General features: G+C 46.1%; 14 protein-coding genes. 8 read left to right on the forward strand and 6 right to left on the reverse strand.

Annotation, left to right across the window (positions count from 1 at the left end):
* Positions 1 to 108: 108 nt before the first annotated feature.
* Both QUA20_RS10370 and QUA20_RS10375 read left to right on the forward strand, forming a co-directional pair.
* On the forward strand, positions 109 to 2,307 hold the full coding sequence (locus QUA20_RS10370; RefSeq protein WP_333188469.1) for a tetratricopeptide repeat protein: 2,199 nt from the start codon (positions 109 to 111) through the stop codon (positions 2,305 to 2,307).
* Between the two features lie 182 nt (positions 2,308 to 2,489).
* Entirely contained in the window at positions 2,490 to 4,679 is a 2,190-nt protein-coding gene (locus QUA20_RS10375) for a tetratricopeptide repeat protein (protein ID WP_445304663.1), read from the forward strand.
* A 171-nt stretch (positions 4,680 to 4,850) separates the two neighbouring features.
* Here the strand turns inward: QUA20_RS10375 and QUA20_RS10380 are convergent, their stop codons facing one another.
* Positions 4,851 to 6,284, reverse strand: a complete 1,434-nt coding sequence (locus tag QUA20_RS10380; protein ID WP_333188473.1) for a protein adenylyltransferase SelO family protein — start codon at positions 6,282 to 6,284, stop codon at positions 4,851 to 4,853.
* 331 nt (positions 6,285 to 6,615) lie between these two features.
* On the reverse strand, positions 6,616 to 9,069 hold the full coding sequence (locus QUA20_RS10385) for a GH116 family glycosyl hydrolase (protein WP_333188571.1): 2,454 nt from the start codon (positions 9,067 to 9,069) through the stop codon (positions 6,616 to 6,618).
* Between the two features lie 215 nt (positions 9,070 to 9,284).
* On the opposite strand from QUA20_RS10385, the gene QUA20_RS10390 reads away from it, so the two are divergent.
* Complete coding sequence (locus tag QUA20_RS10390; protein WP_172187146.1) at positions 9,285 to 9,569, forward strand: type II toxin-antitoxin system Phd/YefM family antitoxin; 285 nt, start codon at positions 9,285 to 9,287, stop codon at positions 9,567 to 9,569.
* 2 nt (positions 9,570 to 9,571) lie between these two features.
* The gene (locus QUA20_RS10395) at positions 9,572 to 9,895 is read left to right on the forward strand and encodes a type II toxin-antitoxin system RelE/ParE family toxin (RefSeq protein ID WP_172187148.1); all 324 of its coding nucleotides are present in this window, start codon (positions 9,572 to 9,574) and stop codon (positions 9,893 to 9,895) included.
* A 67-nt stretch (positions 9,896 to 9,962) separates the two neighbouring features.
* On the opposite strand, the gene QUA20_RS10400 is transcribed toward QUA20_RS10395, so the two are convergent.
* Positions 9,963 to 10,568, reverse strand: a complete 606-nt coding sequence (locus QUA20_RS10400; protein ID WP_333188477.1) for a Uma2 family endonuclease — start codon at positions 10,566 to 10,568, stop codon at positions 9,963 to 9,965.
* Positions 10,569 to 10,597: 29 nt separating this feature from the next.
* On the reverse strand, positions 10,598 to 11,155 hold the full coding sequence (locus tag QUA20_RS10405) for a gamma carbonic anhydrase family protein (RefSeq protein ID WP_333188480.1): 558 nt from the start codon (positions 11,153 to 11,155) through the stop codon (positions 10,598 to 10,600).
* 106 nt (positions 11,156 to 11,261) lie between these two features.
* Between QUA20_RS10405 and QUA20_RS10410 the strand changes: the two genes are divergently transcribed.
* The 4 genes from QUA20_RS10410 to QUA20_RS10425 all read left to right on the forward strand — a co-directional run bounded on the left by QUA20_RS10410 (position 11,262) and on the right by QUA20_RS10425 (position 16,106).
* Positions 11,262 to 11,771, forward strand: coding sequence for a TIGR02652 family protein (locus QUA20_RS10410; RefSeq protein WP_172187154.1), 510 nt, complete (start codon positions 11,262 to 11,264; stop codon positions 11,769 to 11,771).
* A gap of 201 nt (positions 11,772 to 11,972) precedes the next feature.
* Positions 11,973 to 12,407, forward strand: a complete 435-nt coding sequence (locus QUA20_RS10415; protein ID WP_172187156.1) for a VOC family protein — start codon at positions 11,973 to 11,975, stop codon at positions 12,405 to 12,407.
* Positions 12,408 to 12,620: 213 nt separating this feature from the next.
* Entirely contained in the window at positions 12,621 to 14,609 is a 1,989-nt protein-coding gene (locus QUA20_RS10420) for a heavy metal translocating P-type ATPase (RefSeq protein ID WP_333188485.1), read from the forward strand.
* A 192-nt stretch (positions 14,610 to 14,801) separates the two neighbouring features.
* Positions 14,802 to 16,106 (forward strand): Nramp family divalent metal transporter, encoded by a 1,305-nt coding sequence (locus QUA20_RS10425; protein WP_333188487.1) that lies wholly within the window; start codon positions 14,802 to 14,804, stop codon positions 16,104 to 16,106.
* A gap of 67 nt (positions 16,107 to 16,173) precedes the next feature.
* Here QUA20_RS10425 and QUA20_RS10430 read toward each other — a convergent pair whose 3' ends face one another.
* Positions 16,174 to 16,926: a cupin domain-containing protein gene (locus QUA20_RS10430; RefSeq protein ID WP_333188490.1), complete on the reverse strand. Its 753-nt coding sequence runs from the start codon at positions 16,924 to 16,926 to the stop codon at positions 16,174 to 16,176.
* 316 nt (positions 16,927 to 17,242) lie between these two features.
* On the reverse strand, positions 17,243 to 18,562 hold the full coding sequence (gene ctpB, locus QUA20_RS10435; RefSeq protein WP_172187164.1) for a carboxyl-terminal processing protease CtpB: 1,320 nt from the start codon (positions 18,560 to 18,562) through the stop codon (positions 17,243 to 17,245).
* Positions 18,563 to 18,716 lie beyond the last annotated feature (154 nt).

The following is an 18,716-nucleotide window of genomic DNA, read 5'->3' on the forward strand; positions in this document are numbered from 1 at the left end:
TTTTTGGGCGGGAGTCACGGCCCGATCGAACTTAAATTACGCAGCCAAATGTTGGGCCTATCGTGAATTCGTGCGATAATGAAACATTAACAGGGTAGAGGGCAAAGCATGATTGGTCAACTTCTAGACAGACGTTACCGCATCATTAAAGTCACAGACTCAAGTGAGGTGGGAAAAACTTATCTAGCAGCAGATACTCACCGTCCCGGGTATCCGCAATGCACTGTTAGAGAAATGCTGCTCCCCGGCACAAGTTCGCAAACTCCAGAATTAGTCAAAGTTATATTTCAAAGAAACGCAGAAATAATTGAAAAATTGGGAAAACACGACAAAATCCCGGAATTATTGGCGTATTTTGAGGAAAATCAAAGTTTATACTTAATAGAAGAATTTATTGCCGGCTCGCCTTTAAGTCAAGAACTAATACCCGGTGAACCTTGGCCTGAAGATAAAGTAATTGGTCTGCTATCAGAAATATTAGAAATTTTGGTGTTCATACACGAGAAGGGTTTCATTCACCGCAGAATTCAGCCAGACAGAGCTATCCGGCGCGAGTCAGACGGCAAATTTGTGCTGATTGACTTTAGCTTAGACAAAGAAATTAACCCGGAACTCGCTAATTGTCATTTGTTGGCGCAAACCTCGCCCAACTCTGTTAAAGGGCCTTTAGCAAAAAAACACGAGTTGGCGGCGCAGGAGCTATACGTGCCGATCGAGCAATCGATCGGCAACCCCCGCTACAATAGCGACATCTACGCTCTAGGTACGATCGCCCAGCTTGCCGTGACGGGACTCTCACCCAACGAACTGAGTGCCTTAAAAAACAACAAAAGCGAAATTCCGTGGCGAAACCGGGCAACTTGTTCGCTTGCCCTAGCAGATATTATCGAGCTAATGGTGCGCTCCGACTGCGAGGAACGCTATCAGGAGGCCGCCGATGTTTTGGCAGACCTCAAACAAATCGCCGTAAAATGGGAGGTTGAGCCGCCGCCAGCCACAATCATCACGGACGCTATGAGTAAACCGCCGAGACAGCGCCAAATCAGACTGCTGCTGCTGGCTGCAACAGCCGGAGCTTTAATCTTGACAGCAATCATGCTTTATTTTTGGCAGAGTAAAAGTCCGGCGAGGGCACAAGAATTGTTCGCTCGCGGCGTGGCCAAAGCGCAGCAAGGCGACAAAACAGGTGCGATCGCCGATTATACCCAAGCCATCGCCATGAATGCCAGCGATGCGGAAACTTACTACAAGCGGGCCAACGCTCGCTATGACACGGGCGCCACCGATCTAGCAATACAGGATTACACGCAAGCAATTAAAGTCAATCCCAGCCACACCAAAGCCATCTACAATCGAGGTCTGGCCCGCCGCGACACCGGCGACAAGCGGGGAGCTGTGGAAGATTTCACCCAAGTAGTGCGGCTCAATCCCAGCGACGGTGAGGCATACTCTCAGCGGGGTTTAGCTTACTACGATTTAGGCGACTACCGCACGGCAATTGAAGACTACACTCAAGCAATTCGGCTCACTCCCAACGATGCTACAGCTTACAGCAATCGGGGTTTAGCTCGATCGGCTGCGGGCGACAAAACAGGAGCAATGGCAGATTTTACCCAAGCGATTCAAATTAGCCCCAAACAAGCTGGCGTTTACTACAGTCGGGGTCGATCGCGGTTTAATCTGGCAGATTATCAAGGAGCGATGGAAGATTATAGTAAGGCGATCGAATTGGAACCAGAGCTAGCTGATGCTTATACCAATCGGTGCAGCGCTTACTTAAATTTGGCAATCTACGACAAAGCGATTGCAGATTGCACCCAAGGAATTCGCCTCGCTCCTAAAGATGAAGCAGCTTACAACAACCGCTGCATTGCTTATCTGAATTTAAAACAATATCAAAAGGCCAGCGAAGATTGCAGTTTGACGATCGGACTCAACGGCAACAATCCCAAAGCATACAGCAATCGAGGCTTAGCTCGATCGGCTTCGGGAGACAAGCAGGGGGCTGTGGAAGATTTTACTCAAGCCATTCGGCTCAATCCCAGCGATGCAGTAGCTTACAGCAATCGCGGTACTATTTACTCAGAACTAAAAAATTACCCTTTAGCGGTTGAGGATTTCGCTCACTCGCTGCGGCTCAACCCCAACAATGCTAGCGCTTTTTACAGCCGAGGCCTCGTCCGCCGCCAACTCAAAGACCGTGCTGGGGCGATCGAGGATTTTCAGAAAGCTGCAACGCTTTTTCTAGAACAAGGAAGAGCTGATGGTTTCCAAAATGCACAAGCACAAATCAACGATCCTAAATAAGCTATTAGTCATCAGTTATTAGTGCTCAGTCATCAGTCACCAGCCATGAGGAAAAATGAAGAATGCAAAATGAAGAAGGAAGAAGGAAGAAGGCTAAACCACCAATCACAAATTCTCAATTTCCAATTTCCAATTTCCCATCCCCAATCACTAATTCCCAATTCTCAATTCCTGATATGAACATGGTTGGTCAACTTTTAGACAGGCGTTATCGCGTAGTACAAATTCTCAGTTCAGGAGCTTTCGGACAAACTTATTTGGCTGTCGATACTCGCCGCCCTGGCCACCCTCAATGTGTAGTGAAACAACTGCGCCCTCCCAGCAATACTTCCACAGTTCTCAAAACAGCTTACCGCTTATTTAAACAAGAAGCAGAAATATTAGAAAAGCTGGGAAAACACGATCAAATTCCATTTTTACTAGCTTATTTTGAAGAAGGAAATCAATTCTACCTCGTCGAAGAGTTTGTGCCCGGACACGCCCTAAATAGGGAAATTGTGGCCGGTCAACCTTGGCGGGAAGAACGAGTGCTGGATCTGTTGGAAGAAGTGTTACAGCTTCTCGCTTTCGTACACTCTCAGGGAGTGATTCACCGCGATGTTAATCCCTCCAACTTAATCCGCCGCAAACCAGACGGCAAATTAGTTTTAATTGACTTCGGCTCGGTTAAAGAAGTTGCAAGTCACGTCAGTGACTACGATACAGAATTTCCGCGCACCATTGCTACTGGAACTCCGGCTTATATGCCGATCGAACAATTTCAAGGCAACCCGCAATTTAGCAGCGACCTCTATGCAGTCGGGATGATGGCAGTCCAAGCTATCACGGGTTTGCCCGGTACGGATTTGCCAAAATTGCAAGATCCGAGTCCTTCTCACACGGGGGAAATTGTTTGGCGGAACCGATCGCAATGTTCTGTGGGACTAGCCAATATAATTGACAAAATGGTCTGTCACCAATTTGGCAAACGCTATCAATCTGCGGAGGAAGTTTTGGTAGATCTCAGCAAGTTGAGACACCGCCTCGATCCGGTGAATAAGGCTCCAAAGAAAACTATTTCTCCGAGCTTACTGTCTTCCGAGAGTTTTTCGTCACGTTTTAAAACTCGGTTTTGGTGGCTAATTTTGGCTGTTTTTGGGGCAGCAATAATTCTGGTATTTCTGTTTAGTTATTTGAGCCGACCGAATCCGATTAAAGCTAAGGAATATCACGAACAGGGAGTGGAAAAGTCTCGCAATCAAGATGCCGCGGGAGCTTTGCAAGCTTTTAATAAGTCAATTCAATTAAATCCTAACAATCCTGAGAGTTTTTATCGCCGGGGGAATGCTAATTATGATTTACAAAAATATCAAGAAGCAATTGCGGATTATTCTCAGGCGATCGCTCTCAATCCTAAATATGTTCAGGCTTATTTTAACCGCGGGCTAACCCGTCACGATTTTAACGACAAGCGCGGGGCGATTGAGGACTACACTCAAGCTTTGAATCTCCAGCCCGACGATTTTGATACCTATTATGAAAGAGGAGTTGCTTATTTAGAGCTGCAAGATTACAAGGCGGCTATTCAGGATTTTACCGAAGTAATTCGGTTGCAGCCAAACCTGGCTAAAGGTTATCATTCGCGGGGGTTGGCTCGCGCTGCGAGTGCAGATTTGCAGGGGGCGATTGGAGATTATACTGAGGCAATTAAACTTGATGCTAAGAATGTTGATGCTTTCTACAGTCGGGGGAGAGCTCGCTTTCACTTAGGAGATTATCAGGGAGCTTTGGCGGATTATACTCAGGTAATTGCGATCGATCCCAAGAGTGGAGATGCTTACGCTAATCGTTGCAGCACGCAGTTGAATTTGGGAGCCCATCAAGCGGCAATTGACGATTGCACTCAGGCAATTTCGCTGAGCGATAAGGATGGGGTTCCTTACAACAATCGCTGTATTGCTTATTTAAATTTGAAGGATTATCCGAAAGCAATTGCCGATTGCACTCAAGCCCTGAAAGTGAATCCGAATGATTATAATGCTTTTAACAATCGTGCTTTAGCTCGCAGCGCTGGGGGTGACGCGCAGGGAGCGATCGCAGATTTTACAGCAGCAATCGGGTTCAATCCCAACAATGCTGAAGCTTACGCCAATCGGGCTAAGATTTACCAGCAGCTAAATAATTACAACAGTGCGATCGCCGATTACGTGCAAGCTATTCGGATCAATCCGAATTATGCTGCTGCTTACTACGGTAGAGGCATCGTTCGCCGCTCATTGGGAGACAAAGCAGGAGCGATTAGCGATTTAGAAAAAGCCGGCAAAATGTTTCTCGATCAAGGACTAACTGGCGGTTACAAAGATGCACAATTTGAGATTGAAAAGCTCAAGTAGTCATTAGTCATTAGTCATTAGTCATTAGTCATTATTTCTCGGTGTTATATTTCTTATGTGGCAGATTTTTATCATCTCAGATTGCTCCGGGGCTGGTTCACGCTAATCTTTAATACCAACAGAAAATGCAGGTGAATCGGCCACGGAGCTATTAATGCAAGCTATTATCAATCAATTTTCTGGGTTTTGAATTCGTTTAACCAATTCATAAAACGGTTCCCAATTATCCTCAATAGCTATGGGTTCCCAAACAGCCTCAATCGTCGGTCTCAACAGCGATTGTTCGGGATTGTGCCGGAGCAACCTGTCCGCCATTTTGTCCATATCATCCGCCGACAAACTTTGCAAAACGTGATAATAAAACTGCCGCCAAGGTGCTATCAAGTCCGCCGGTTCCGCCTCAGCAAAAATTTGACTGGCATCATCTCGCCAAGTGCGATCGAACTGTCTTCGCAGTTCAAAAAAGAAATCGTGATACTCAACTTGAGACTCCGCCAGCATTTTAATTGTCACCTTCAACAACTCATCTCCCTCCGCCTCTGGCAAATCATCAAATCCCAATCTATTTAGCATCAACTGCCGGTAAGCTGCATTATAATACTCGCCAAACTTTTCCAAAGCAGCATCCATATCAGCTTGAGGAATCGCGGCTGCTAGCGGTTGCTGGAGCTTCTCTAAATTCCCCTTACAAATAAACGGTTGATTGCCGTAACAATAAAGACCGTAATGGTCGAAATAAGCTGCTGTAAATTCCGGCTTGTAAGTTGGGATAAAAGCGAAAGGCCCGTAATCGAAACTCTCTCCAGTAATCGACATATTATCAGTATTCAGCACTGCGTGGCAAAATCCTGCCGCCATCCACTGAGCGACTAATTCGGCTACTCGCTTGACTAAATCTGCATAAAATAGCGCATACTTTTCCGGCGGCGAAACACCCGCATTACTTGCTTCTAAATGCAGTTCTGGATAGTAATATTCAATAACAAAATCTAAAAGTTTTTTAGTTAAATCCGGCCTGCGGATATAGTGCAATCTTTCAAAAGTTCCAAACCGGATGTGAGAATGACTGAAACGCACCATTACGGACGATCGCGTGGGTGATGGTTCGTCGCCCCGCCACAAAGCCTCGCCCGTTTCAACTAAACTAAAACACCGAGATGTCCGAACTCCCAACCGATGCAAAGCTTCGGCGGCTAAAACTTCGCGAATTCCCCCTTTGAGAGTGAGTCTACCATCAGCGTGCCGCGAGTAGGGCGTGCGGCCGGAACCTTTAGTGCCGAAGTCGTAAAGTCTGCCGTCAGTCCCGCGAACTTGGCCGTACAAAAAGCCTCTACCGTCGCCTAAATTCGGGTTGTATTCGTTGAATTGATAGCCGTGGTAACGGAGTGCGAGAAAGGGACGGACACAATGAAATTCGCCGAACGCTTCGATGAAATGTTGGTCGGTTACTTGTGCGGGGTCTAAACCCAGTATCGGCAATAATTGGTCGTTGCGGAAGCGGAGAATATGCTGCGGAAAATCGGCCGCAGGGACTTCATCAAAATAGTCGCCGCCGAGGGATTCGATGGCGGGTTCGTAGTTGAGGGAAAGTAAGGGATTTGACATTTTTCTATTATATCTTGAAATTGGCGATCGCTCCAAATTATATACGGGTAAGGTGCCCACTGCATTGGTGTCAACAATTGCCTCAAACCCTTTGTCTCCCTCATTTATAGCCGAGTTCGATACCCCTCGCATCCCAGCAGGGCTGTTTCGTTTTAAACTTTTAGCATAGCTAAAGTTTGAGCATGAAACATTAGTGTCTTCCTCGAATGCGGAAAATTTTTACATTCAATAAAATTGATAGTTTAATTAACCGTTTTCTTGGCTCAAAATAGGGTTGAAGGCGTAATTTGTTTAAAATTTAGTGGGATTCATCAGCTAATATACCAATTCCCTACTTAAAATTAGTCAACACCCCGTAAATCGCCCAAATTGCCATCGCCCGCAAATAGTGACTCGCCCGAAAAGTCCCCCCCGCCGTAATCGCTTCCGGCGTCCGAAACTGCAACCCATTTTCATAAATCTGCTTAACCACCGCATCCGTCAATTTAAACGCTTTCTCCTCCATTCCCATCTGTACCAAAAAAGCGGCCAACCCAAAATTAATCCCCGTCCAAACTTCCAAAGGATGAGTTGCATTGGGATTTTCCGGCGAACCGTTCAGCATCACCCCATTTGCCGCACCGAACTCGCCATCGTTGAACTTCAAAAAGCAAGATTCATACACAGTTTCTAAAGCACTGACTGCACATTCTGGCGGCACAATATCCGGCAATCCTAACAGTTTCGCGTAAAATTGACCGCACAGTTGGTCTGCCATCACCACTTCGGAATTACTCTCGCTGTCCAAACGGTAATATTGACCGTTCCACAGTTTTTCTTGATAGCTCGGTCTGGCTTGTAACAGCCAACTGTGATATAATGCTATCTTTGCTTGAGGGTTAGGAATTATCTGCGGTGCTGCATCTTCCAAGATTTCGCCGATCGCGATCGCAGCCTCCAGCGCCGCCAACCACAAACCCCCGCAATACGCACTTATCCCCCGCATTTGCCAGTCATCAAACGTCTGATCCGGTGCTCCAGAATTCTCAGGGATTCCGTCCCCATCCTCATCAAAAGTTTTCAGATAAGCCAAAGCCTCAACAATTGCCGGCCAACACTCTTGCAGAAACTCACAATCTGTGCCGCCAGTCAATAGGAAATCCCGATAAACCTGCAACACAAAATCGCAAGGCAAATCCTTCCACAAATTGCAATCTTGATAGCTAGTATAATTCGTTTTTTCCCAAGGATGTTCGTTAGGAGCACCCAAATCGTGCGGCGTCGCCCCGACAGCTTTTCTAATAGCAGAAGCTTGATTCCAGCCAATAATTCTCGGCGTATCGTCTCCGGCTGAAATTGCCCTAGCGAACGCTAAAACCACCGACTTTTCCAAATCCGGCCACAGCATCAACAAAGCGAAAGAACCGTAAAGCCGCACGTCCAAACTTTCGTACCAGCGGTAATCAATGCACTCCAAAACCGCAAATTGACCCTTCGGATCGCGTTCGTCAGCCGCACTCCAAAGAGTACCGCCGTCTGTCAGGGCGTATAACTCGTTAAACAGCGCCATTTTAAAAATGTCTGACAAATCTTTCCGTTCTAAAATCGGTTTTTGCCAAGCTTCGATATTTTCGCGCCAAGTATCGGAATGCTTCATTGCAGTGCGAATAATCGGCCAAGCATTTTTGCCGTTGCGGCCGAAGAAATCTGTATAGCGGCGGTAGTACCAAACTCCCGATGCAAACTCAGTAACGGGCAAATCCCAAGCTATAATAAAGGGAATTTTGCGAGTTTTTCCCGGTCGAATAGTAAAGCGAACTGCGATCGCACAAGCCAACTGTTCTCCTGCTGCTGCTGCTGTCTCGTCTCTGTCATCCAACAAGAAACCTTCAGCAGAAAAGTTGCGCCAAATATCCTCGCCATTCCCCGCCGGGTTCCAGCGAGTTTGATAAAATACTTCTACCGCCGGATTAGTAATAGTTGCGATCGCCCATTGTCCATCCCCCTCTTGCGGTTCGTCCTCAGCAGTCAACCGCGTCATGACGCAACCGATTCGGTGAAAATCTTCCACCAACAAATTCAAATTTCCGGCACTTTCTCCCCACCGGGGTTGATAGTCATAAAATGGACTGCCATCATCTCGCACCATCACTTTCGGTGACTTATTGGCATTAGTAAACCAACCGACAATATTCTCCCAAGTCAGCATGATGCTGAGAGTAATCGGCGCATCTGTAGGATTGTGCGCCACCCATTCAAACATGGCAACTGGGTAACTGCTTTCCTGATAATTGTTCGGCAAAATTGGCGAAAATTGCTCGCAGCTTAATTGAGCCTGAAACACATTTTCGTAAACAAACCAACTGCGCGGATACAAAGCATGATAACTCCCCGAAGAATTAGACTCTTCCCCTGTTCTTTCTTCTTCTTCCCTTCTTCCTTCTTCCTTCTTCCTTCTTCCTTCCGATGGATACCATTTCCAACTAGATAAACTGCCATCTGTAGGCGGTTCAGTGGACAGTGCAAAAGCTTGTTTCTTGCCTTGAGTTTCTTCAAAAACGCTGAACTGACAAGCGGGCAAACTGCGAAAAATGTGCTCGCCGCCGTCAATGTGCCAGAGGTTGAAGTCGCCGCGGGACGATCGCCCGATGCAGCCGGCACCGAACCCGCCCAAAGGCATTCCGTGCCAGGGGCCGTCGTCGAGATTGCTTGCGTAGCGGACTGTATAGGGATTCTCCCAACCGAGGCCGATGGGACGTTTCCAGGCCTGCGGGGGGATGTTTGGATGAGATGTGCGATCGTTCATGATAGGTGTTAGTGGCAAGGGCGATCGGTGCGATTCCGGCACAGCTTTAATAGTATATATAGGACTTACACAAAAAACCCAGTTTCTGATTTAGATTTTAGATTTTAGATTGCAGCAAGGCACTTTATCGGGGCAGAATATCACCTAAGCTTAGATTGACAAACTCCGCAGGTATCGTTTAACATTTAATTAGATGCTAATTTCATGTTATCATTATGATTAACCTTTCAAGAGACATACATTCTCTCACCGATTTTAAACGTAATACGACTGAGTTTGTGCAGCGGCTCAAACAAACAAAACATCCTTTAGTTCTAACTGTCAACGGGAAAGCAGAGTTAGTTATTCAGGATGCTGAATCCTATCAGAAACTTTTAGATGCAGTTGAGTTATTAGAGACTTTAAAGGGAATTAAACTGGGTTTGGCACAAATGGATCGAGGGGAAGGGCAAAAAGCGGAGGATTTTTTCAATCAACTGTTTGATAAGCTAGACAGTTAGCGATGAATCAGAAATATCAAGTCATTATCCAACCCGCAGCGCAAAAAGCGATCGAGGAATCTTATTTTTGGTTGAGTAATCATTCTTCTCAGAAGGCTAGAAATTGGTTAGAAGGCTTGTACAAAGCTATCTTATCGCTAGAAAATATGCCTTCTCGTTGTTCCTTCGCGTTTGAGAATAGTTTTTTTGACGAAGAAATACGACAACTTGTTTACGGCAAGGGACGAAATGCCTATCGGATTCTGTTTACGATTGTTGATGATACAGTTCAGATTATTTTTGTGCGACACGCTGCCCAAAAACCGATGATAGATGAATCAGAATAAACTCCGTCGAAGTGTCGAAACCCTGACTACCCGTGCGTAATTCCTATATTTAGTTTGACACCCCACTTTATCGGGGAAGAATATCATCTAACCGAAGTTGCAAGTTCTTTAGCAGAGGAGAAATAATCGGTTGCCCAAGGTGAAATTGTTGCTGGATGTAATCTTGGTCAATCAGTTGGCAAACGGTGATAGTAGGTTGTTTTGGTTTACCGATAAAAGCCACGCCTCCCAATCCGCGATAATCAACGATCCAATATTCGGTAATTCCTAAAAGAGCATACTCTTCAACTTTTCTGGCGTAATCTGTTTCCCAGTTAGTGCTGACTACTTCTACCACCAATTTAATAGATCGCCCCAACGTAATCACAGGTTCTCTTTCCCAAAGAGGTTCGCTGACAATAGCAGTTTCATCTAACACGACAATATCGGGACGGCGGGCAGTAGCTGCATCTGAAAATGGACGGATCAAACAATTGCGGGGAATGAACCAAGGTAGTTTTTCGGCTGCGAGAACGATGCCGATTTGAGTTGCTAGTTTACCGCTGACGGTTTCGTGGGGGCCTGTGGGTTCCTTGTCAACTAATTCTCCGTCAGCGAGTTCGTAGCGGAAGTTGTCACAATATCGATCGAGGAATGTTTCAAAGGTGAGGATTTTTTGCGCGGTGTAAGCCATTGGAAACTAATAGTTTTTTGCTGAAAATCTTATTCTATCAACTCACCAAATCCCAAATCACAACCTTTCCCCGCGTGAACCAGAGCCAACTTTTCGTAACGCTTAGCGTGTTCCACCAACTCCACAGCTTCTTCCTCAGAGACATCCCGGAGGCGTTTGGCAGGCACTCCCGCAACTAGCGTGTGAGGGGGAACGTCTTTGGTGACAACAGCCCCTGCACCGACGATAGAGCCTGTTCCCACCCTGACTCCATCGAGGACGATCGCCCCAATCCCGATCAGGCAGCCCCGTTCAATGTAAGCTGAGTGAATCACGGCTCGGTGTCCGACTGTCACGAAATCTTCCAAAACGGTTGGTTTGCCCGGATCGCCGTGCAGAATTGCTCCATCTTGGATATTGGTAGTTGAGCCGATCGCAATTCGCTCTACATCCGCCCGCACCACCGCCCCGTACCAGATACTAGCGCCCGCTGCCACCTCTACCCTGCCGATGACAACAGCACCTTCAGCGACAAAAGCCGCTTGGGATAGATCGGGCCTGGGCCAATAGGAAGGAAGTGCAGGCAGAGATTCGTTGAGATTGCTCATTTGTTGGTCGATCGTTATACTTCTAGCAGATTAGCTGGTTGTTGATACGGGATATAATAAAAGTATTTGGCACTTTTGCAGAGAAAATATGCTGGGACGCAAATAAATGATTGAAGTTGCCTTGCAATACCCGATGTTTGGCCCGGAAATTCAGTGTCCCCACTGTCGCCAAACAATTCCGGCTCTAACGCTGACGGATACCTATTTGTGTCCGCGTCACGGGGCATTTGAGGCAGATCCAAAAACGGGGGAACTGGTTCACCTTCAGTCTGGGCGGCACTGGCGCCGCTGGGAGAGTGAATGGTATCGCCAGCACACGCACCCGGACGGGATTCGGTTTGAAATTCACGAAGCGCTCGATCGACTCTATACTCAAGGCTACCGAGCAACTCGCGTGATCGTTGCCCAACGCTATCGCGACTTAATCAGCGCTTATTTGGAACGCAGCACGCCTTGGCGGGGCCAGTCGGAATCGCCGCGGCCGAGACTGTACGGTTTGCCTGTGGATTTTAGCCCCGATCCCCAAGAAGACCCTTGCTGGGAAGTGATTAATTTTGATTTGGAAAAAGAGCCGGGAGTTCCGATTAGATATCCCTATTTTCGGTTGTTTGAATAAGTGAAGGAAGAAGGAAGAGGGAAGAAGGAAGAGGGAAGAGGGAAGAAGGAAGAGGGAAGAAGGCTCTATTGCTTTCGCGCTAAAGATGCGACCGTTTTTAATTCCGAATTACGAATTTACCCTCTAAAATCTAAAATCCTAAGCCGGAATTCCTACTTCCCTTCTAAAATCTAAAATCTAAAATCTAAAATCTAAAATCGAATGCACCACGCCTCGATTCGCACTGCTAACATTCACCGGGCGATCGCCTTTTACGAACAGTTGGGATTTACTGTGAGCGATCGCTTTACCACAGGTTACACCCTAGCTTGTTGGATGGAAGGTCTCAACGGACGCATCGAACTGATTCAAATCCCGGAACCAAAACCCGCACCGGATGCTTTTGGAGACGAGCATTATGTTGGATATTATCATTTATCTTTCGATTTAACTGAAGCGACAACTGACTTGCCTAGTTGGTTGCAGTCTCTGAAAGAGGGGTTTGAGGAAGCTGCTAAAGACCAACCAAATCAGTTTCAAGCTTTGAAAGTTTTATTAGAACCGACTCAACAGGCGATCGGGCAAAATGTTTACGAAGTAGCTTTTATTGCCGATACAGACGGTTTGCCCTTAGAATTTATCCGGCGGCTTAATTAGTTAATCGCTAACGACTATGGATAATCATTCTCTCTCTCGGAAACTGAGAATAGTTATTACTCTTAATCCCTCGTAACGTTCCCTACCAACTTAACAATATTTTTATAAAATCTAGTAGATTTTTAACTCAAAATCTACTAGATTTTATTTTTTACTATACAATATGAATATCTATTCATACTATCATGTGTTAGAATAAACCCAGGAAAAACCATGCAAAAAGCCAAATCGAGCGATTCCGGCTGCTGTAGTCACGACCACGACCACGAACACAGCCATGAGAATCATAACCACGACCACGACCACGGCCACGACCACGACCACGGGAACGGAGATTTTAACCTCAAGCAAGAATTGATTCCTGTGATATTGGTTGTTGTACTATTTGTCGGCGGTTTAATTTTTGAAGAAAAACTGCACAACACGCCCTATTCTATAGGTGAATATCTGGTTTTCATCCCAGCCTATCTTTTAAGCGGATGGAATGTTTTAACCATTGCGGGGCGCAATATTCTGCGAGGTCGATTTTTTGATGAAAATTTTTTAATGACTATAGCAACACTGGGCGCTGTAGCCATTCACAAACTCCCTGAAGCAGTCGGGGTGATGTTGTTTTTCAAAATCGGAGAACTTTTTCAAGAATTTGCGATCGGGCGATCGCGTCAATCGATCAAATCGCTTTTAGAAATTCGCCCAGATTATGCCAACCTCAAGGACAACGGCGACATCAAAAAAGTTTCGCCAGAAACCGTAGCCGTCGGCGATATCATCCTTGTCAAACCGGGAGAAAAAATCCCCTTAGACGGTGAAATTATCGACGGCAACTCTCAGATTGACACATCTGCACTAACTGGAGAATCAGTACCTCGAACCGTGAAAGCTGGAGAAACAGTTTTAGCAGGAACAATTAACCAGACAGGAGTTCTCACTGTCAAAGTTACCAAACTCTTCGGCGAATCTTCAATCTCCAGAATTCTGGAATTAGTAGAAAATGCCAGAAGCAAAAAAGCTGAAACTGAGAAATTTATCAGCAAATTTGCCAGTTACTACACGCCTTTTGTAGTATTTGCATCGCTAGCAGTGGCTTTAATTCCGCCTTTGTTCATTTCAGGAGCAACTAATGCCGATCGCTTTTTATGGGTTTACCGCGCCCTTGTCTTGTTAGTTATTTCCTGTCCTTGCGGATTGGTGATTAGCATTCCTCTGGGATACTTTGGGGGAATTGGCGGTGCAGCCAAGCGCGGTATTTTGGTTAAAGGCTCAACTTTTTTAGATACCTTAACAGCAGTCAAGACAGTTGTTGTGGACAAAACAGGCACTCTGACAAAAGGAGTTTTTCAAGTAGCACAAATTGTGCCTACAAAGGGTTTTTCACAATCTGAGTTAATGGAAATAGCGGCTAAAGTAGAATCTCAATCCAATCACCCAGTAGCGAAATCTATTTTGGAAGCTTACGGAGGAAAAATAGATTCATCGGATGTGAAAGATTACGAAGAAATAGCGGGACACGGCATCCGAGCAAAATTAAATAATCAAATTGTGCTTGCGGGAAATGACCGTTTGCTGCACCGAGAAAACATTGCTCACGATGTCTGCAATGCTGAAGGTACGATCGTGCATTTAGCGGTAGACAACCGCTACGCTGGGTATATTTTGATTGCTGACGAGCTTAAGGAAGACGCAGTACAGGCTATTCGCGACCTCAAGAAACTGGGTGTTGAGCGAATCGTGATGCTCACAGGAGATAATCAAGCTGTAGCCGATAGTGTTGCTAAAAAGCTCGGTTTAGATTCCTATTTAGCCGAGTTATTACCCGAAGGAAAAGTCGAGGCGATCGAAAAACTTATTAGCCAATCTAAAAAAGGCGATAAAATTGTCTTTGTCGGAGACGGAATTAATGATGCACCAGTGCTTGCTAGAGCTGATGTTGGCATAGCGATGGGGGGTTTGGGTTCTGATGCGGCGATCGAAACTGCCGATGTTGTAATTATGTCAGATGCACCGTCAAAGGTGGCTGAAGCCATCCAAATTGCCCGGAAAACTCACAATATTGTCTGGCAAAATATCATTTTTGCCATGTTAGTCAAAGGCATATTTATTGCTTTTGGTGCTTTTGGGTTAGCTACCATGTGGGAAGCAGTTTTTGCTGATGTTGGGGTGGCTTTAGCTGCTATTTTCAATGCTACTAGAGTTTTGAAATAAAGTATTCCCAGACAAGGGTGATTTTTGCCGATCGACCTCATCATAGTCGATCGCGCGCACCTCGGTTCAGGCTCAAAATATACACAACTTAATATATACGGTGACTCTGCCGGATTTCGATCCGACTGATGAAATTCCGCTACCTTTGTGAGAATATGAAAAGAATATGAAAAGAATTGAACCGTAAAACTCATGACTCACCCCGAAAACAGACCCAGCCTTCCAGAGGTTCACCGCAGCATCCCCGTTCCCAACAGCAAAGGTTTCTGGCGTAAAATGCTGGCTTACGGAGGGCCTGGATATTTGGTTTCAGTGGGTTACATGGACCCCGGAAACTGGGCGACTGATTTAGCGGGGGGAGCAAAGTTTGGCTATGCGCTATTAAGTGTGATTTTGCTATCTAATTTGATGGCAATTTTGCTTCAATCACTCTGCGTGCGTTTGGGAGTGGTAACGGGACGAGATTTGGCACAAGCTTGTCGAGATTATTTCAGTCCGCGAGTCAGTTTTTTGCTGTGGATACTTTGTGAAATTGCTATTTCGGCTTGCGATTTAGCGGAACTTGTTGGAAGTGCGATCGGACTGCAATTGCTATTTGGCATACCCTTAGTTTGGGGAGTGTGCATCACTGCGCTAGATGTGATGATGGTGTTATTTTTACAAGGGAAAGGCTTTCGTTATATCGAAGCTTTGGTAATTACGATTATTGCAATTATTGGCGGTTGTTTTATTGCCGAAATAATTTTTGCCAAACCAGATGCCGGAGGAGTTTTACTCGGTTATGTTCCGAAGCTAGAGATTTTGCAAAATCAGGGAATGCTTTATATTGCGGTTGGTATTTTAGGGGCAACTGTGATGCCGCACAATCTTTACTTGCATTCGTCGATCGTGCAAACTCGTGCTTGGCAAGAAACTTCTGAGAAAAAATGGGAAGCAATTAAATTTAGCACAATTGATTCTACCGTAGCGCTGTCAATAGCTTTGTTTATTAATTCAGCAATTCTGATATTGTCTGCTGCAACCTTTCACTTTTCGGGCTATCAAGAAGTAGCTGAAATTCAAGATGCTTACAAACTGCTTTCTCCGGTGCTGGGTGTGGGTTCAGCCAGTGCCATTTTTGCCTTTGCTTTATTGGCTTCGGGGCAGAACTCAACCTTGACTGCAACTCTAGCAGGACAGATTGTGATGGAAGGGTTTTTAAATTTTCGTCTGCGGCCTTGGTTGCGGCGGTTGCTGACTCGACTGGTGGCAATTGTACCAGCTTTGATCTCTATTATCCTGTTCGGTGAAGGCAGTACAACTAATTTACTGGTTTTCAGTCAAGTGATTCTCAGTTTGCAATTACCTTTTGCAGTAATTCCCTTGGTAATGTTTACCTCAAACCGCCGCTTAATGGGAGAGTTTGTCAATCCATTTTGGCTCAAAGCAGTAGCTTGGTTAGTCGCTAGTATTATAGTAGGATTAAATAGTTGGCTGTTATTACAAACCATTTTCTAGCAATTGGCAATTATAGTCCAGCCCCCGCAAATGGGAAGTTTTGTCTAACAATTTACACTGCGAATCCTTAGCCACAAGACTCCGTTGTCTCAAAAGGCTGTCGAAAGTCTTTTCCAACAATAAATCGGGTTGAATTTAGAGGATAAGTCTTCACATAAACCAGACAACCAGTTGCCGACGACGGACTATAGGGAGAATTGGGTGAATACCGCAGCCAACTACCAGTTGGGTAATCTCCTAACTCATCACTCCAAGCGCCTTCGATGACAAAGATTTCTTTCACCTCAGATTCAACTACGTTCGACAAGGCTGTGCCAGGTTGCCAGCGTTCCACCCAAACTTTTTCAGGAAAACCCTCTTGCTCGTAAAGTGGCTTTACTTCAATTTGGGGAATAGCACCGGGCTGCCAGGACAACTCGTAAATATTCGTTTTCACCTGCTGGCGAGTGGTTCCACCATGTTGCCGTAATTTAACAAATGTCAGGCAACCTTCATCGCTATAAGGACGATGGATAAACCCTTCGGGATTGAGCATATAAGATCCTGGAGGATACACACCGGTTTCATCAGCGAAGTTACCCTGGAGTACCAAAATTTCTTCTCCACCCGGGTGTCCGTGTAGCGGGAAAAAGCCACCCGGATCGAAGCGAGTCAGCATGGTGACGGGATGATCTTGAACGTTATCGTCGGACTCAAAGCCACCAAACCAGATTCCACTAAACGTGGTCTGATGCCAGGTTAGCGATGACTGCAAGACTGCGGCTCGAGTTGATATGTCATTGTGAATTGGTTGAGGTTGCCACTGAAGTTGAGAACGCATGATTCTTGAAATTTCAGATGAATTTAACGTTGATTTAATATTAATTCCTGATTGTTAAGTACGTCAACCTAATTAAACATAAAACGCGAGATATGTTAGATCCCCGACTTTTTTAATAAGTCAGAGTTTTACTAACACCAGTCAGGAAGGCTAAAGGTTGATTGTCTTTAGTCGCAATGACTGTATCGCTCTGGTGAGGGGTACGATCGCTTACTCCTTCTTCCTTTTTCCTTCTGCTATAACTAATAACTAAAAAACAAAACCCGCCGGCGCGGGTTTTATCTTAAAGCTAATTGTGAATGACTGCCAATTTGAACTATTTTTTGACAGGAACAAGCTCGTTAGCAACAACCGGACGGGCAGACGAAGCAGTAGTTTGCAAAAGTGCGATCGCCTGCGCGTAGCAAGGATCGTCCTTAGTCGCCACCAACGTCGGTTTGTTAGCTAATTTCAGCTTTTGTTCGTCGGTTACTTCGACCTTAACATCGGGAGTAACCCCCTTGTGGCTGATATCCGTACCGTTGGGAGTATAGTAGTGAGCGATCGTCACCGCCAATCCCGAACCGTCAGCCAAAGAATGCACCGACTGCACCAAAGCTTTGCCAAAAGTTTGGCCGCCCATCACAGTTGCGCGCTTGTTATCCTTCAGAGCACCGGCCAAAATCTCGCTGGCGCTGGCCGAGTTATCGTCCACGAGCACCACCAAAGGCTTGTCAGTGATTGCAGTGCGGTTTGCCCGCATTTCCTGAGAATCGCCCGCGCGATCGACTGTACGGACGATCGCCCCGGTATCCATCCACATCCGAGCGATATCAATGCTCACTCGCAGCAAGCCGCCGGGATTGCCCCGCAAATCCAAAACAAAAGCGTCAGCTTTCTGATCCGAGAGCTTTTTAATCGCCGCCTGCATTTGTTCGCCCGCGTGGGAGCTAAACTCTTGCAAGCGGATGTAACCGACATTCTTACCGCCTTCATTCTTGAGGCTGTAGCGAACCGCTGCTACCTCAATTCTCGCCCTAGTCAGAGTGATATCAAACTCGCTTTTGCCCTCACGAGCAATCCGCAGCGTGACTTTCGTGCCTTCAGCGCCCCGAATTATCTGAGCCGCATCCGAGACAGTCATGCCTTTGGTAGCTTTGCCGTCAATCACCAAAATCGTATCGCCCGCTTGAATCCCTGCCTTGAGGGCCGGGGAATTTTCCATCGGCTCGACTACCCTAATCGCTTTCGTTTTCTCGTCTTCTTCCAGCCTCATCCCCACCCCTGTCAGTTCCCCGGAGGTTTGATTCGTCAGCGCTTCGTACTGCTTCGGGTCCATGAAGCGCGTGTAGGGGTCGTTTAATTTCTCTAGGGCTTTGCGGAGGGCGGTGTAGGCAGCTTCGCGAGAAGTATAATTTTTGCTCAGCAAGTCTTGGCGAGTTACTTGCCAGTCAGTCTTGTTAAAGCTGCCATCAACATACTCTCGGTTCACAATTTGCCAAGCTTCGTCTAAGACAGCTTTGGGGCTATCTTGAAGCTCGGCGCGGACTGATTGACTCAGGCCGGGAACGAGTAAAGATATCGAAGCGGTTGTTGCCATCGCCCCACTGAACAGGGCTGCCTGTAACTTAGAAAAGCGTCTGCGGGCTTGATTCATTGAATTTGGCTCAATTCGATTTTAGATTTTTGATTTGAGATTTTATATTGCTAAAAAATCTCACACTACTACTTAAACTATTGTGTGGAGGCTCCACGATCCCTTTCGACAGTTTAACGAGATTCTTAGTCGATCGCCAACCAATTACTACTCT

The sequence above is a fragment of the Microcoleus sp. Pol7_A1 genome (assembly GCF_036701085.1).
Classification (GTDB): Bacteria; Cyanobacteriota; Cyanobacteriia; order Cyanobacteriales; family Microcoleaceae; genus Microcoleus; species Microcoleus asticus.

Bases quoted from the DNA above. Each gene is read 5' to 3' on its own strand.
- QUA20_RS10425 (WP_333188487.1), top strand. From the start codon at position 14,802: ATGACTCACCCCGAAAACAGACCCAGCCTTCCAGAGGTTCACCGCAGC.
- QUA20_RS10385 (WP_333188571.1), bottom strand. From the start codon at position 9,069: ATGAACGATCGCACATCTCATCCAAACATCCCCCCGCAGGCCTGGAAA.
- QUA20_RS10370 (WP_333188469.1), top strand. From the start codon at position 109: ATGATTGGTCAACTTCTAGACAGACGTTACCGCATCATTAAAGTCACA.
- QUA20_RS10400 (WP_333188477.1), bottom strand. From the start codon at position 10,568: ATGGCTTACACCGCGCAAAAAATCCTCACCTTTGAAACATTCCTCGAT.
- QUA20_RS10420 (WP_333188485.1), top strand. From the start codon at position 12,621: ATGCAAAAAGCCAAATCGAGCGATTCCGGCTGCTGTAGTCACGACCAC.
- QUA20_RS10405 (WP_333188480.1), bottom strand. From the start codon at position 11,155: ATGAGCAATCTCAACGAATCTCTGCCTGCACTTCCTTCCTATTGGCCC.
- QUA20_RS10375 (WP_445304663.1), top strand. From the start codon at position 2,490: ATGGTTGGTCAACTTTTAGACAGGCGTTATCGCGTAGTACAAATTCTC.
- QUA20_RS10395 (WP_172187148.1), top strand. From the start codon at position 9,572: ATGAATCAGAAATATCAAGTCATTATCCAACCCGCAGCGCAAAAAGCG.
- QUA20_RS10390 (WP_172187146.1), top strand. From the start codon at position 9,285: ATGATTAACCTTTCAAGAGACATACATTCTCTCACCGATTTTAAACGT.
- ctpB (WP_172187164.1), bottom strand. From the start codon at position 18,562: ATGAATCAAGCCCGCAGACGCTTTTCTAAGTTACAGGCAGCCCTGTTC.
- QUA20_RS10415 (WP_172187156.1), top strand. From the start codon at position 11,973: ATGCACCACGCCTCGATTCGCACTGCTAACATTCACCGGGCGATCGCC.
- QUA20_RS10430 (WP_333188490.1), bottom strand. From the start codon at position 16,926: ATGCGTTCTCAACTTCAGTGGCAACCTCAACCAATTCACAATGACATA.
- QUA20_RS10380 (WP_333188473.1), bottom strand. From the start codon at position 6,284: ATGTCAAATCCCTTACTTTCCCTCAACTACGAACCCGCCATCGAATCC.
- QUA20_RS10410 (WP_172187154.1), top strand. From the start codon at position 11,262: ATGATTGAAGTTGCCTTGCAATACCCGATGTTTGGCCCGGAAATTCAG.